General features: G+C 51.5%; 11 protein-coding genes. 4 read left to right on the forward strand and 7 right to left on the reverse strand.

The features are described from left to right. The first annotated feature begins 116 nt into the window (after positions 1-116). The 3 genes from uxuA to uxaC are packed head-to-tail and all read left to right on the forward strand — an operon-like array spanning position 117 to position 4,235. Positions 117-1,193, forward strand: coding sequence for a mannonate dehydratase (uxuA, locus tag A3849_RS27805; RefSeq protein ID WP_074114318.1), 1,077 nt, complete (start codon positions 117-119; stop codon positions 1,191-1,193). Next, entirely contained in the window at positions 1,194-2,804 is a 1,611-nt protein-coding gene (locus tag A3849_RS27810; RefSeq protein WP_074114319.1) for a mannitol dehydrogenase family protein, read from the forward strand. A gap of 18 nt (positions 2,805-2,822) precedes the next feature. Beyond that, the gene (gene uxaC / locus A3849_RS27815) at positions 2,823-4,235 is read left to right on the forward strand and encodes a glucuronate isomerase (protein ID WP_074114320.1); all 1,413 of its coding nucleotides are present in this window, start codon (positions 2,823-2,825) and stop codon (positions 4,233-4,235) included. A gap of 533 nt (positions 4,236-4,768) precedes the next feature. Here uxaC and A3849_RS27820 read toward each other — a convergent pair. From A3849_RS27820 to A3849_RS27845, 6 genes are all read right to left on the reverse strand, one after another. Beyond that, positions 4,769-6,520, reverse strand: a complete 1,752-nt coding sequence (locus tag A3849_RS27820) for an ABC transporter substrate-binding protein (RefSeq protein ID WP_074114321.1) — start codon at positions 6,518-6,520, stop codon at positions 4,769-4,771. 75 nt (positions 6,521-6,595) lie between these two features. Further along, positions 6,596-7,498, reverse strand: coding sequence for a carbohydrate ABC transporter permease (locus A3849_RS27825; protein WP_074114322.1), 903 nt, complete (start codon positions 7,496-7,498; stop codon positions 6,596-6,598). 10 nt (positions 7,499-7,508) lie between these two features. Next, complete coding sequence (locus A3849_RS27830; protein ID WP_074114323.1) at positions 7,509-8,465, reverse strand: ABC transporter permease; 957 nt, start codon at positions 8,463-8,465, stop codon at positions 7,509-7,511. Positions 8,466-8,592: 127 nt separating this feature from the next. Continuing rightward, a complete protein-coding gene (locus A3849_RS27835; protein WP_074114324.1) occupies positions 8,593-10,152 on the reverse strand; it encodes a response regulator transcription factor in 1,560 nt (519 codons plus the stop codon). Beyond that, positions 10,145-11,932: a sensor histidine kinase gene (locus A3849_RS27840; RefSeq protein ID WP_074114325.1), complete on the reverse strand. Its 1,788-nt coding sequence runs from the start codon at positions 11,930-11,932 to the stop codon at positions 10,145-10,147. Before A3849_RS27840 ends, A3849_RS27835 begins: the two co-directional genes overlap by 8 nt. A 180-nt stretch (positions 11,933-12,112) precedes the next feature. Continuing rightward, the gene (locus A3849_RS27845) at positions 12,113-13,534 is read right to left on the reverse strand and encodes a glycoside hydrolase family 1 protein (RefSeq protein ID WP_074114326.1); all 1,422 of its coding nucleotides are present in this window, start codon (positions 13,532-13,534) and stop codon (positions 12,113-12,115) included. A gap of 139 nt (positions 13,535-13,673) precedes the next feature. Between A3849_RS27845 and A3849_RS27850 the strand changes: the two genes are divergently transcribed. Then, positions 13,674-14,645, forward strand: coding sequence for a LacI family DNA-binding transcriptional regulator (locus tag A3849_RS27850; RefSeq protein ID WP_074114327.1), 972 nt, complete (start codon positions 13,674-13,676; stop codon positions 14,643-14,645). A 298-nt stretch (positions 14,646-14,943) separates the two neighbouring features. On the opposite strand, the gene A3849_RS33160 is transcribed toward A3849_RS27850, so the two are convergent. Further along, a complete protein-coding gene (locus tag A3849_RS33160; RefSeq protein WP_178382819.1) occupies positions 14,944-15,258 on the reverse strand; it encodes a hypothetical protein in 315 nt (104 codons plus the stop codon). Positions 15,259-15,262 lie beyond the last annotated feature (4 nt).

A 15,262-nucleotide genomic window follows, 5' to 3' on the forward strand; every position in this document is an offset into this window, starting at 1 on the left:
AGTGGGCAGATATACTCTCGATTATATTGTGTTGACAATAGCCGGATCTTATTTTATGATCAAGAAAATCTTGTATACAAGATTAGTTAGGATGACAACCATAGGAGGGTATATCAATGAACATGACGTGGAGATGGTATGGTGAGGGCAATGACAATATCACGCTTGACCATATCCGGCAGATTCCGGGGGTTATGGGTATCGTCTGGTCTTTGCATGAGAAGGTAGCCGGTGAAGTGTGGGAAATGCAGCGGATTCAGGAAGTCGCCGATCAAATCACCAGCAAGGGCTTCAGCACGGCTGTAGTGGAGAGCGTCAACGTTCATGATGATATCAAAATCGGCTTACCGAGCCGTGATAAATATATCGATATTTATATCGATACCATCCGTAAGCTGTCCAAAGTCGGCGTAAAGGTCATCTGCTATAATTTCATGCCGGTGTTTGACTGGACCCGTACGGAGCTTTACAAGGAATTGCCTGACGGCTCTAATGCCCTCTTTTATGAAAAGGCTGCCATTACCGATAATCCGCGTGAGATGGTCGACCGGATTCTTAAGGGGGCCGGGAAGTTCACCATGCCGGGCTGGGAGCCTGAGCGTCTGGCGAAGCTGGATGAGCTGTTCGCAGCCTATGCGGATGTGACCGAAGATAAGCTGTTCGAGAACCTCAAGTATTTCCTGGAACGCATTATTCCGGTGTGTGAAGAAGTGGATATTAAAATGGCCATTCACCCTGACGATCCGGCCTGGCCGATCTTTGGGCTGCCGCGCATTATCCGCAACCGGGAGATGATCCGCCGCTTCTTGAAACTGGTGGACAGCCCGTACAATGGTCTGACCTTCTGCACAGGATCACTTGGCACGAATCCGGAGAACGATCTGCCGGCGATGATCCGCGAGTTCCATGACCGTATTCATTTTGCTCATATCCGCAATGTGAAGGTGTATGAGAACGGCGATTTCATTGAGGTGTCGCATCGCGGGCGTGACGGAAGCGTCGATGTGGCGGAGGTTGTCAAGGCTTACCATGAGAATGGTTACACTGGATATGTCCGTCCGGACCACGGGCGTCATCTCTGGGGTGAAGAGAAAAATTGCCGTCCGGGCTATGGTCTCTACGATAGAGCGCTGGGTATCATGTATTTGCTTGGGGTCTGGGACAGCCTGGACAACGTCAAGGGGGCAGAATAAATGCTGCGCCTGAACAGAAGCAGTATCGTAGGAGAAGCATCGGCCTGGACCGCTGCGGGAGTAGAGCTGCCGAAGTTCGACTATGAGCAGGTGGCAAAGAATACAGCGCAAAAGCCGGAATGGATTCATTTCGGTGCAGGCAATATCTTCCGGGGATTCGTAGCCAATGCCCATCAGAAGCTGCTGGATAACGGTAAGGCGGATACAGGTATCATCGCGGCGGAAACCTTTGATTTTGAAATGATCGATAAGGTCTACAAGCCATATGACAATCTGACGCTGCTGGTGCTGATGAATGCACGCGGCGGCTTTCAGAAAAGAATCGTCAGTAGTATTGTAGAGGGAATCGCTGCGGATAAGAGCCGTGAAGCGGATTCCCGCCGGCTCACGGAAGTGTTCGAGAACCCCAGCCTGCAAATGGCCAGCTTCACCATTACGGAGAAGGGCTACTCGCTCACGGGTCCAAACGGAAAGTATCTGGGCATCGTGGACAAGGACATCGAGGGCGGACCGGAGCAGCCGGTTCATGCCATGAGCATTGTGGCCTCTCTTGCATACAAGCGTTATCTGAAGGGTGCTTATCCGTTGACCTTTGTCAGTATGGACAACTGCTCCCATAACGGCGACAAGCTGAAGAACGGTGTGGTGACGATTGCCAGGGAATGGGCGGCTAAGGGTCTGGTCGAGGCAGGCTTCGTGGCTTATCTGGAGAATGAGCAACTGATTGCTTTCCCCCTGTCGATGATCGACAAAATCACACCGCGCCCTTCGGAATCCGTGCAGGCTGCGCTGCTGGAGCAGGGAATCGGCGGTATGGATGTAATCATTACCTCCAAGAATACCTATACCGCCCCCTTCGTCAATGCGGAGATCAGTGAATATCTGGTGATTGAAGACAAGTTCACGAACGGACGCCCTCCACTTGAGGAAGCGGGTATTATTTTCACCGACCGGGATACGGTCAATAATGTGGAGACGATGAAGGTCACAACCTGCCTCAACCCGCTGCATACGGCGCTTGCCGTATCCGGCTGTCTGCTTGGTTATACCCTGATCGCGGATGAGATGAAGGATGATACTCTGCGGAAGTTCGTGGAGATTATCGGTTATAAGGAAGGTCTGCCGGTTGTTGTAGACCCGGGCATTCTCAGTCCGAAGCAGTTCCTGGACGAAGTGCTGACCGAGCGTTTCGCCAATCCGTTCATCCCCGATACGCCGCAGCGGATTGCGACCGATACCTCGCAGAAGGTGGGCATCCGGTTCGGAGAAACGATTAAATCATATATCCGCCGGGAGGATCTGGACCCCGCGCAGCTGACAGCCATACCGCTGGCCATTGCGCTCTGGTGCCGTTATCTGCTTGGAGTGAACGATGAAGGCGAAGCCTTCACACTGAGTCCTGATCCGCTGCTGGAAACACTGCAGGGACATCTTCAAGGAATTACCCTCGGAGACCGGTCCGCAAATGTGCGCCCGATTCTTGAGGATGAGCAGCTCTTTGGTGTCCCGCTCTATGCAATTGGCCTCGGAAGCAAGATTGAGGGCATGTTTCTCGAGATGCTTGCGGGTCCGGGAGCTGTGCGGGGTACCTTGGAGGAGTATTTGAGATAAGGGGAAGGGAGCCTAACGATGAAGGCTTTTATTCATGAGGATTTTCTGCTGCAGACTGAAGAAGCCCGGGTACTCTACCATGAATATGCTGATGCTTTGCCCATTATCGATTATCATTGCCACCTCGACCCGGGGGCGATCGCTGAGAATAAGCGGTTTGGCAGCATAACTGAAGTGTGGCTGGGCGGAGACCATTACAAATGGCGGGCGCTTAGAACGTTCGGGGTTGAAGAGAGATACATTACCGGTGATGCCCCGGATGAAGAAAAGTTCGCCAAGTGGAGCGAGGTGCTGCCGTATACTGTGGGCAACCCGCTGTATCACTGGTCGGCGCTGGAGCTGAAAGCTTACTTTGGCGTGGAGGAGCAGCTGAATCCGCAGAATTGGCGGCGGATTTATGACCACTGTAATCACTTGATTGCCCAGGACGGCTTCACGGCGCAAGGGCTGATTACCCGTTCCCGTGTGAAATGGATCTGTACAACGGATGATCCGGCCGACGATCTGCACTACCATGGGCAAATTGCCGGGCAAAAGGAATTCCAGACCGGAGTCACACCGACCTTCCGGCCGGATAAAGCGCTGCAGATAGATTCGGATGCTTTTCCGGATTATGTGCGCAATCTGGAGCAAGCTGTAGGCTATGCTATCACTTCCTATACACTCATGGAACGTGCCTTGCTGGAGCGGATTGAGTATTTTGATAAGCATGGCTGCAAAATCTCCGACCACGGGTTCGCGCATCTTCCCTTTGCGGAGGCAGCGCCATCCGTTCTGGAAGCCATCTTCAGTAAACGCCTGAGCGGAGGAGCCTTAAGCCGCCTGGAGTCGGATCAGTATGCAACAGCTTTGTTCCTGGCAATGGGGCGCAAATACGCTGCCTGCGGATGGGCGATGCAGCTGCATATCGGAGCGATCCGCAATCCGAATTCACGCATGTTCCGTGAGCTTGGCCCGGATACAGGCTTCGATACTATCGGAGACGGCAGCTACGCGGACAGCTTGTACAAGCTGCTCGACGGTCTGGAACGGACCGGAGAGCTTCCGCGGACGATTCTATACAATCTGAATGCGGTACAGAATGATGTGCTGGCTGCTATGGCGGGTTCTTTTCAGGGGGACGGAATCAAGGGGAAGATTCATTTCGGCTCGGGCTGGTGGTATAACGACCAAAAGGACGGCATGCTTAAGCAATTGACATCATTGTCGAATCTGGGTCTGCTGAGCTGCTTTGTAGGGATGCTCACGGATTCCAGGTCCTTCCTGTCCTACACGCGGCATGAGTATTTCCGCCGGATTCTCTGCAATCTGATCGGGGGCTGGGTTAAGAGCGGGGAAGCTCCAAGGGATCTGGCATTTCTGGGAGGCATCATTCAGGACATTTGCTATCATAACGCCGAGCGGTATTTCAGGTTTCCGTTGGCCAAGTAACATCACTTCTTCACGTCTTAGGCCGGACGGCTCCTATTCCGCTGCCCAAGGGACTCTTACCCTGAGAAGGGATCAATCTGGAGAAACCGGATTCTCGGATATATTCACGGATCTTCCAAGGCAGCCATTGCCAAAGCGTATCCGTGTATGCGTCAGAGATGGAGGGTGAACACGAACTGCAGGGCAGTGAAGTGGCAAGAGTAAACTTAATTTGACTCAAAGGCATACTATAGAATAAATAGCGGGAATAAGTAAACTTCATTTCATTGAATTCACCTGTACCGGTAGGAACCGTCCGGATTAGTTATCCTTTTTCCAATTAATACTTGCGGGGAGTAAGATGGGGAAGAATTAGATTCACTTTTTCCACTTAATCTTGTCCCATCCGGGCATTTCAGCGTTCGTCTCAGTGTTCCAGCAATGTTCACAGTAATGTTCATCTCAGTGACCTTTGCGGCGGGCATGCAGAGATGTACAGCGTAAAACAGAGCCATGCGGATTTCCCGCATGGCTCTTGGTGTTGCTGGTTGCTCTTATTTACCGCTCCACAATGCAACACGGTCCTGTACGTATTTGGTATAGCCCTTTTCCATTTTTTCCACTCCGGCTTTGTCTAGATCTGCCATGTAGGCATCCCAGATTTTATCGAAGTCAGCCGGTTTGGCCAGAATGGCTTGAGGGATACGTTTCCACGTAATATCTCTCATTTTATTGCCCAGAATAGAGACCTCATCCTCGCCCGGAATGGCGATATTCCATGCGGCTCCATATGCCTTTTCCTTGAATTCTTCTTCTTTCGGGAAGAGATCCTTCCAGGTGGTGGCTTTGTAGGCAGCTAAGGTTTCCTTTTCAACGTCACTGTAGCCGAGTACCAGCTGTTCAGGGAAGTTTTTGGTGTAATAGTTGCCGGTCGAATCCTTGGCTCCGTCTCCATAGTGGACCATCATATTCCAGTAGAAGCCGATGCCTGATTCCTTGGTGAATGCTGTATTGTCATTGTTGATCCGGTCCTGAACATCGGCAGGAACCACCCGTTTGCCGTTCTCGACCTTATAATGCTTGCCTTCAATGCCCCAGTTATTCAGAATTTGTCCTTCGTCGGATGCAAGGTAGTCCAGGAACTTGATGGTGCGGACCGGATCAGGGTTGGTGCTGGAAATTGAGATCCCGTAACCGCCCATGAAGCCGGTAGGCCAGAAGCTGGTTTCTTTATATTCTTTCTTTAGCGTTACCGGATAGTGACCGTAGGTCTGCTCGAATTTGCCTGCTGTCTTCAGTGCCTGCTGGGCATCATTGTAGTCCCAGTCCTGGTCAATCAGGCCGAGCACACGTCCTGTGGCAACTTTGGCTTTATATTGGTCATACTTCTGCACAAAGCTCTCCTTGTCGAGCAGGCCGATGTCATTCATGTGGTTCAGCCAGCGGAAATATTCCTTCTCTTCCGGACGGCGGAAGTGGTAGATCGCTTCATGTGTTTCCTGATCAACATAGTATTCCCCGTCATCCGAGCCGCCTGTTGTGGACACGGCAGGATTGGTTACAGAAATGTACATATGCCAGTCATCCGCGTTCAGGGAGACCCCGATGTTTTTGTTGCCGTTCTCATCGGTGGGGTGCTTCTCCAGATAGGCTTTGATCACATTTTCATAATCTGTAACTGTCTTAATCTCCGGATATCCGGCTTCCTTTACGACGCGGTGCTGAAGCTCGAATCCGCCGCCAGCCACGAATTTCTTCTCATCTACCGCAGCCCAGGTCGGGATGGAATAGATGGACTGGTCTTCATTGGTATATTTCGCCCGGGCCAGGTTATCGCCGAGCACACGCTTGATATTGGGCGCATATTTATCGATGAGTTCGGTCAGATCGATCACCGCTCCGGCATCGACCAGCTTGCCAATGTCGCCTTTGGCGGAGATGATGTCGGGATATTCACCGCCGGCTGCGATCAGGGCGATCTTTTGCTGCGGGTCTCCTACGGCAAATTCCGCATCAAGCGTAACGCCTGTTTTTTCTGTAATCTGTTTACTGACATCGTCCTTCATATTATTCCAGTTCGGATTCGGGTCTTCTGCGAAGAAGGAGAGTGTGAGAGGGCTTAAGTCTTCGGCTTTCGCCGTAGCCTCTGCAGTTGCACTGGCAGTACCTCCATTAGCAGCCTTGGTAGCCTCGGCATTGTCTGCAGTATTCTTGGTATTGTTCGAACCGCTGCAGCCTGCCAGCACACTGAGGAGCAAGGTCAAGACCATCAGCAGCACGTACGGTTTCACTTTCTTTCTTGTCATGAATTGAAACCCTCCCTTTTTCTCGTCAAAAATGTATTGTATACACAGGCAAAGCCTGATGATACCGCAAGCGGACTAGCTTTTTACTGAACCCAGCGTCATACCCTTGACGAAGTAGCGCTGCAGAAACGGATAGACGACCAGGATTGGAACGGTAACCACGATCGTGATCGCCATTTTGACGGATTCGGGGGAAATTTGCGCCATCACCTCGGTCATATTGCGGCCGCGGAAGTTATCGGCGTTGGTTGTCGTACTCTGGATAACCTTCATGAGCTCGAACTGCAGGGTGGTCAGCCCCTCCTTGGAACCGTTATAGAGATAGGTATCGAACCAGGCATTCCACTGGCCGACGGCCAGGAACAAGGCGATGGTTGCCAGCGCAGGCTTGGTCAAAGGGAGGATTACCCTCCAATAAATCGTGAAGTCATTGGCTCCGTCCAGCTTGGCGGATTCCTGCAGGGCGTAAGGCAGGCCGTCAATGAAGGAACGGATGACGAATACATTGAATGCGCTGACAAGACTGGGGAGGACATATACGCCGAAGGTCCCCATCATATGCAGGTTTTTGATCAGAATGTAGAAGGGGATGAGTCCGCCCGAGACGTACATCGTCAGCGCCAGAAAGGTGGAGACGAATTTGCGGCCTTGAAAGTCTACCCGGCTCAGGGTAAAGGCCAGCATGGAGGCACTGATCAGCCCTAGGATCGTCCCGATAATCGTACGCAGAACAGAAATCTTGAGTCCGGTCATCAGCCCGGAATAGGCAAAGATCGTCTCATAGTTCTTGAAGGTAAACACGCGGGGAAAGACAGTAATCCCGCCTTTGATGCTGTCCGTAGAGTCGTTAAAAGAAATCGCCAGCACATTCAGAAAAGGGTATAACGTGGCGATGGTCACCACAGTAATCGCAATATAGACTACCAAATCGAAGATGCGGTCTGACCAGGACGCGGCGGCCAGTCTGTTATTCAGCATAAAGGGCCTCCTATATGATGCTTTCCTTGGTTATTTTTTTGAAAATCCCGTTCGCGACAAACAGCAGAATCACACTCACCACAGAGTTGAAGATATTGATGGCTGTACCGAAGGAGAAACGCCCCATCCCAAGCCCGTAGTTCAGTGCGTACAGGTCCAGCGTCTGGGAATAATCGCGCACCAGATTGTTGCCCAGCAGGAATTGCTTCTCGAACCCGATACTGATTAAGTGGCCGATGGAAATGATCAGCAGGATCACAATCGTCGTCCGGATCCCCGGTAGTGTAATGTTCCGCACTTGCTGCAGCCGGCTTGCACCATCTACTCTGGCTGCTTCATACAGCTCCGGACCGATGCCGGATATGGCTGCGAGATAGATGATCGTGTTCCAGCCGGTTTCCTTCCAGACATCAGAAGCGGTGACAATGCCCCAGAACAGATTGCCTTTGGCCATGAATTGAATGGGTTCGCTGATCAGATGCAGACTCATCAGCAGATCGTTCACCGCACCGTTGTCAGTAGAGAGCATTTTGGTAATAATCCCGGCAGCAACCACCCAGGACACGAAGTGAGGCAGGTAGGAGACTGTCTGTACAAAACGCTTCAGAAACATCAGCCGCACCTCGTTCAGGAGAACGGCGAAAATAATGGGAATAATGAATCCGGCCAGCAGACCCATAAGGCTCATCGCTAGTGTGTTACGGAGTGCATTGAAGAACTGTTCATCCTGGAACAGCTCTTTGAAGTACTTTAACCCGACCCATTTCTGCTCGAAAAAGGATTTGCCCGGCTTGTATTTCTGAAAGGCCATCGTCCATCCCCACAAAGGCAGATAGTTGAAGACAAATGCCCACAGTACAAACGGAATAGACATCATATAGAGGTATTTCTGCTGCAGGAACTTTGGCCAAAAACGTGAGGCAGGCTTCTTTGGCACCGGCTCGACTTTAGCGGTAATCGCTTTCATTTATGTCCCTCCTTCGATATGGCCTTATCATAATCTACGGGGAATCCGGGAAACACCCGAACATTTGATTTAAAAAACCGGGAGGAATCCGCTTTTTTCGTAAGCGCTTTCTGAAAAAACAAAGTATTCATACGGAGCCTTTTCTGCGATATTCGGAGGGGGAAATGCCCTCAACCTTCTTGAACTTTTCCCGGAAATAATCCACATCGCTGAAGCCGACTTCGCTTGCCGCCTGATGGATTTTGCAGCCCTGGTCCAGCAGTTCCTTGGCTTTTTCGATGCGGACTTTGTCCAGATAGCTGTTGAAGGAGAGGCCCGTGCTGTTCTTGAAAAGCTTGCCCAGATAGGCGCTGCTGTAAGTGAACACTTCGGCCAGTGTATCCAGCTTCAGATTCTCGTGGGAATGGCGGTGGATCAGATCCAGCATCCTTTTCATTAAGACTTCCATATCGTCACGGTCTATTCCGCCTGCATACTGCTCCAGAAGATGTATGACATGGGCTTGCAGCCTGGATAGGGAGGTGTGCTTGTAGATTTGCTCAATTTGCTCATCCATTCCGCTATGCAGCTGGTCCAGCTCCCTGTAATGGAGTGAGAGCTTGTTGATCAGATAGGTGACCAGGCGAACATAACGCGATTTGATTGCCATTTCAGAATAACCGGCGGCGATCATCAGCTCTCCGGCTTCCCCGATCAGAGAGGATAGGACCTCCCGGCTCCCGGTATCCATGGCAAAAAACAGCCGTTCCATCACAGCGGTGAGGCCGGATTCCACTTCCTCGCTGCTTACCGGCAGCCCTTGCTTGAGCTTAAGGGAATCCGGTCCGATCATCCCCGGCTCATCGTAGAAAAAATGCTCCTTCATCCGGGCCAGCGCTGATTGGTGGGAGTGGGGGACTTCCTGCAGCGTGTCCACCATATCACCCGCGGCTATGATACAATCGAGCCCTTGGGCGGTTACAGCTTCCTGAATATTCTGGACCATCAGTTTGCGCACAAGCTCCTTCTGAAATGAAGGCTGCAGCAAAACACCTAAATAAGAGTCCAGTGAGAAGACAATGCCCCACTCCTGTTCTTCGAAGCTGGACGCAAGCCTCGTCTTGACAGCTGTTGAAGGGCCGTTGTCCGCATGGTCCTGTAGCAGCAGCCGGATCAGGACGACCTGATAGGAATCCCAGAGCAGGCCGGATTCCTGCACCGATGCATCCATGGAGGACGAGGCCTGCGGGGTGTTCTCCATCAGCAGGGACTGGACCAGCATTTCCCGGCTCCATATTTTGACGGCGGCATGTTTCTTCCGGTGGAAGACCCGTGCAGCAAGCTCTGCGGACAGACTGGACAGATAACGATGCAGTTCATCCTCGTCCACCGGCTTCAGCAGGTAATTGTCAATCCCGAAACTCATCGCACGCTTGGCATAGCTGAAATCCGCATACCCGCTGAGGATGATAATGTGCATCTCCGGGTCATCTGCCCTCAGCTCTTGAATAAGCTCCAGGCCGTCTCTGCCGGGCATCCGGATATCGACAATCATCAGATCCGGGGAGTAGAGCTCATATTTATGCTTCGCTTCTATGGCGTTCGCTGCAGTATCAACGACCTGATAGCCCAGACTCTCCCAATCCAGCAGTGCCGCAAGTCCCTCACGGATCGCCAGCTCATCATCCACAATCAGCACACTATACATAGGAATCACTCCTCAGGGGAATTGCAAAGCTGATCTGCGTGCCGAAGCCGTTCTGGCTTGCCAGGGTCAGCCCGTATTCCGGGCCGTAGGTCAGCTTGAGCCGCAAATGAATATTGCGCATCCCGATATTATTGGTTTCATAGTCATCCTTGTCCTCCAGCATCTCCCGGATTTCTTGCATCCGCTCTTTGGAAATGCCGGTTCCATTGTCGGAGACCTGGACTTTGAGCTGCCCGTCTTCAATACGGATATCCACCCGGACCATGCCGCCGTCGATCTGATCTTCCAGCCCGTGGACTACGCAGTTCTCCACCAGCGGCTGAATAATAAGCGGGGGAATCTGCACAAGGTTTGCGTTGGGATCTACGTGAAGCTCATAAGCGAGCCTGTCATCATAGCGGAATTTCTGGATAACCAGATAGCAGCTCACGGTTTCCAGCTCGCTTTGCAGGCTGATCATCCCGTTGCCGACCTCCAGATTCTTGCGCATCATTTTCCCCAGCAGCCGCACAACCTGCGAAATATCAGCCTGTCCCCTGACATGAGCCTTCATCCGGATGGATTCCAGGGCATTGAACAGAAAATGGGGGTTGATCTGGCTGGCCATCATTTTGAATTTGATCTCGTTCTGCTTCAGCAGGGTGGCATTTCTTTGCCGGTTGGATTCCTGAACCTCATGCATCAGGTCGTTAATGTTCCGCACCATATGATTGAACTGTCTGGCAAGCTGGCCGATTTCATCTTTACCGTCAATGACAAGGGTGGCCCCCAGATTGCCGGACCCGACTTTGGAAATATGCTTGCTTAGATGCAGCATCCGTCCCGTGAGCAGCCGCGAGAAATAATAGATCAGCAGAACGGCCATAATTAGTGCGGAGATAATCACCGAAGAAGCCAGAGAAATAATCCGGTTGGGCTCCCCGACAATACTTTCCACGGAGAAGATCGAGATGATCCGCAGGCTGTTCAGGCTTCCTCCGGGCTGCCAGTCATCAATCAGCATTTTGAAAGGCTTGCCGTCAATCGATACATCATAGGGCCCTTGTCCGGCAGCGGATACGGCCTTGAAGTCAATATCACTCAGTGTTTTGCCGAGGGTATCTGTGCGGTTGGAAGCTACAATATGATCGTTCTCATCTACAATGAGGGTTTCAAAAGATTCCTGGTTCAGGATGCTGTTAAGTTTGTCCGTATTTACGTTCACAACCAGAACCCCGGAGGTCCGCTGCTTAAAAAAATCAACCTTGCGGATCAGGCTGAGATAATTTTGGCCGTCACGGGTGTCGAGAATATAGTTCCAGCAGACGAGCCCCTTCTGGGCCATCGCGATTTGGTACCAGGGCTCCTGTGTGACCTGCTCATCCGCCTGCAGAAACTCCCAGTTGTCCAGAACCGTCGGGTTGTCGATATACAGGCGGATACTGGAGATTTCACGGTACAGCCGGACGAATTCACGAAAATCGGGGTAGTTCCAGTAGGCTTGCACCACATCGTATACCGACACGTACCGGTGGTTAGCGGCCTCCTCCAAGCGGCTGTCATTGGACAGACGGTAAGCGATGTCGAGGGGGACATTCAGCATTTCACCGGTCCGTTTCTTCACCCGGTCTACATTGGCTGTAATCTGTTTCAGGGCATTGCCCATCGCCATATTCCGCAGCTCACTTGTCAGGAACACCCCCACAATCAATACCGGAACCAGCGCGACACAGCCAAAGGATAAGAATAGCTTGGTTCTGAGCCGCAGATTGTTCATCAGGGTAATGATACGGGCATACAAGAAAATAACACCTCCACCTTTATAGTTGATAACGCTTACACGAAAGTATAACGTGAATTGCAATCCCAATATATGTAACCATTTATGTTTTTATTGTCCTCAGTTATGATCTTTATGTAAAAAAACAGGACAACGGTTATCTTTTCCCGTTGTCCTGTTTCTAAAATTTCTGTATACTGCTTAGTTGCTGCGCTTTAGGCTTTGACCATTTGTGGCGATGACCTCCTTATACCAGTGGAAGGATTTCTTGCGGTATCGCTCCAGGGTGCCTGAGCCATCATCGTGACGGTCAACATATATGAACCCGTATCGCTTGCTCATCTGGGCAGTAGAAGCACTGACCAGGTCAATGCAGCCCCACGATGTATATCCCATGACTTCAATGCCATCTTCAATGGCTTCACCTACCTGAACCAGGTGATCGTTCAAATATTGAATCCGGTAATCATCCTCGACCGTAGGTACGCCATCTTCACCCGTAACCAGCTTGTCCACGGCGCCCAGTCCATTCTCTACAACAAACAACGGCTTTTGATACCGGTCATGGAACATATTCATGACATAGCGCAGACCCTGCGGATCAATCTGCCAGCCCCATTCACTGGCCTTCAGATATGGATTGGCCACACCGCTGAACAGATTGCCTTCCAATTCCGCCCGTTTGCTGCTATCCGCGGTTTCGCAGAGGCTCACGTAATAGCTGAAGGAGATGAAATCCACCGTGTGCTTCAGAATATCGGCATCTCCCGGCTCCATATGAATTGCAATGCCATTTTCTCTGAAGAAACGTCTCATATAGCCTGGATAGATGCCCCGTGCATGTACATCGGCAAAGAAATAGTTCTTGTGCTCGGCTTCCATAACAGCAATCACATCATCCGGATTCGGTGTAAGCGGATAGGTCGGCATACTAAGCACCATACAGCCGATTTTGGCCTCTGGATTAATCTCATGACCAATCTTTACCGCCAGGGCACTGGCAACGAATTCGTGATGAATAGCCTGGTAGAGGTCCTGCTTGCTAAGCTCCTTCTTCGGGGTATAGATCCCGCCGCTCATGAACGGCTCTTCCAGAATCGAGTTGATCTCGTTGAAGGTCAGCCAATACTTCACTTTATCCTTGTAACGGGTGAACACGGTTCTTGCATAACGCTCATAAAATCCTACCAGCTTGCGGTTGACCCAGCCGTCATATTGCTTGGACAGATGCAGCGGTGTTTCATAATGGGAGAGGGTGACCAGCGGTTCGATGCCGTATTTATGGAGTTCGTCGAACAGGTCGTCATAGAATTGCAGCCCCTGTTCATTCGGCTCGGTTTCATCACCATTCGGAAAGATCCGTGACCAGGCAATGGAGGTGCGGAACACCTTGAAGCCCATTTCGGCAAAAAGCCGGATGTCTTCCTTATACCGGTGGTAGAAATCTATGCCGGTGAGCTTCAAGTTATCTTCGGTCGGCACCTTCGTAACCGGTCCTTTGATGCCTTGCGGAGCCACATCCTGGGTGGACCAGCCTTTGCCGTCTTCTTGATACGCACCTTCACACTGGTTCGCGGCTACGGAGCCGCCCCACAGAAATCCGTCCGGAAATTGTACACTCATTTGAGATCCCGCCTTTGATAGGGTATTGGATGATTTATGGTAAGCTAATATTGTTTCCTTCAGGTTGAATGCTAACCGTTGTAACGCGTTACATGTCAAGTGTTATTTTGAATAGATTATGGGTGTAAGGAGATAGATCATGTCGAATCTGGATCAAATTGCGAAGCTGGCAGGCTTCTCCAAAGCAACAGTCTCCAGGGTTCTGAATAACTCCCCTCATGTCAGTCCGGAGACAAGGGATACCATTCTGGCCATTATGAAGCAGCTGGATTACGTTCCAAACGGCAATGCCATCTCCTTGTCGAAAGGGCGAACCCTGCAGATCGGCATGTGTGCGGAGGGGATCAACGAAGTCATGCTGCCTTTTCTGAACAGCTTTGTGGAGACGGCGAGCCAGAACGGGTATCAGACCATTGTCTATACCTCGGGCGGAGATGCGAAGCAAGAACTGAAGGCCTTTGAGGATCTGCGGAGAAAAAGAGTGGATGCGCTGGTCATTATCACCTGTGTCAACGATCATGCCCTGTTAGGCTCTTATTGCAAATACGGCCCGATTGTCTCCTGGCAGCGGATGGAGCTTCCGGAGATTTTCTCGGTCGCCATGAACCAATATGACGGGTACAAGCTGGGTGTGGAGCATGTCATTGAACAAGGGTGCACCCGTATTGCTAATGCGCTTGGCCGGCCTAGCAGTATGAATACGCTCAGCCGGCTGGAGGCGTATGAGGAGATGATGAACAAGCACCATCTTCCTATACGGCACGAATGGTCGCTTACCGGCATCTATTCGATCCGCGATGGGGAGCGGGTGGTCCGGGAATTGCTGCTTGGCGGGGGAGAACGTCCGGATGCTGTGCTGTGCGCCAACGATCTGGTGGCGGCCGGTCTGTTGAATGAAGCACGCAGGCAGCGGATCAGGGTCCCGGAGGACTTGGCGATTGTCGGCTTTGACAATACGGAGCTCGCGCATACGCTGGGGATTACCTCTATTGACAACCCGATTGCCGCCCAGGCGCAGAACGCTTTCTATCTGCTGCTTGGGAAGCTGAACCAATCAGAGTCCGTGCAGCAGGAGCTGCAGTTCAGTCTGGTCAAGCGGGTGACTACCTGAGTTTGATCGTGGGGTTGCTGCGGGGCGGGTTCTTTTATAATTCCCAAAGATGAGGTGGGCCATTTTAACGGTCTGCCTCATCTTTCTTTTTATTTCTTTACGAGAAAACTATGCCATGACAAAAATTCGGGGATGAGTTGGAGGTTCCAGAGGATAAGTTGTAGGCGTTGCAAGAGGAATCGGGCCTGTCTGCAGAATGAAGCGGACAGAGAAGATGTTATTTTGCGAAAAATCACCTTCTCCGGTTGATCTGCTGATCCGCCCCAATATCGGATCTCCTGTCCGTATCATCATAGATTTATCGTGAGTAAACCACGCAAAGTGCCCACAGAGGAGTCGGGCGAAATGCGCACAGCGCTGCAACAACGGCAGAAATACCGTTGTTGCAGCGCCGGCGATCAGTATACACCGCAACAACGGCAGAAATGCCGTTGTTGAAGCGCCGGCGGTCAGTATAGACCGCAACAACGGTAGAAATGCCGTTGTTGAAGCGCCGGCGGTCAGTATACACCGCAACAACGGCAGAAATGCCGTTGTTGAAGCGCCGGCGGTCAGTATAGACCGCAACAACGACAGAAATACCGTTGTTGAAGCGCCGGCGGTCAGTATACAACGCA

Origin of the sequence: Paenibacillus sp. P46E (assembly GCF_001909095.1) — a bacterium.
GTDB classification, from domain to species: domain Bacteria; phylum Bacillota; class Bacilli; order Paenibacillales; family Paenibacillaceae; genus Paenibacillus_AQ; species Paenibacillus_AQ helianthi.

Excerpts from the sequence above, each read along its gene's own strand:
- A3849_RS27835 (WP_074114324.1), bottom strand. The coding sequence starts at position 10,152 with ATGTATAGTGTGCTGATTGTGGATGATGAGCTGGCGATCCGTGAGGGA.
- uxaC (WP_074114320.1), top strand. The coding sequence starts at position 2,823 with ATGAAGGCTTTTATTCATGAGGATTTTCTGCTGCAGACTGAAGAAGCC.
- A3849_RS27830 (WP_074114323.1), bottom strand. The coding sequence starts at position 8,465 with ATGAAAGCGATTACCGCTAAAGTCGAGCCGGTGCCAAAGAAGCCTGCC.
- uxuA (WP_074114318.1), top strand. The coding sequence starts at position 117 with ATGAACATGACGTGGAGATGGTATGGTGAGGGCAATGACAATATCACG.
- A3849_RS27825 (WP_074114322.1), bottom strand. The coding sequence starts at position 7,498 with ATGCTGAATAACAGACTGGCCGCCGCGTCCTGGTCAGACCGCATCTTC.
- A3849_RS27810 (WP_074114319.1), top strand. The coding sequence starts at position 1,194 with ATGCTGCGCCTGAACAGAAGCAGTATCGTAGGAGAAGCATCGGCCTGG.
- A3849_RS27850 (WP_074114327.1), top strand. The coding sequence starts at position 13,674 with ATGTCGAATCTGGATCAAATTGCGAAGCTGGCAGGCTTCTCCAAAGCA.
- A3849_RS27845 (WP_074114326.1), bottom strand. The coding sequence starts at position 13,534 with ATGAGTGTACAATTTCCGGACGGATTTCTGTGGGGCGGCTCCGTAGCC.
- A3849_RS27820 (WP_074114321.1), bottom strand. The coding sequence starts at position 6,520 with ATGACAAGAAAGAAAGTGAAACCGTACGTGCTGCTGATGGTCTTGACC.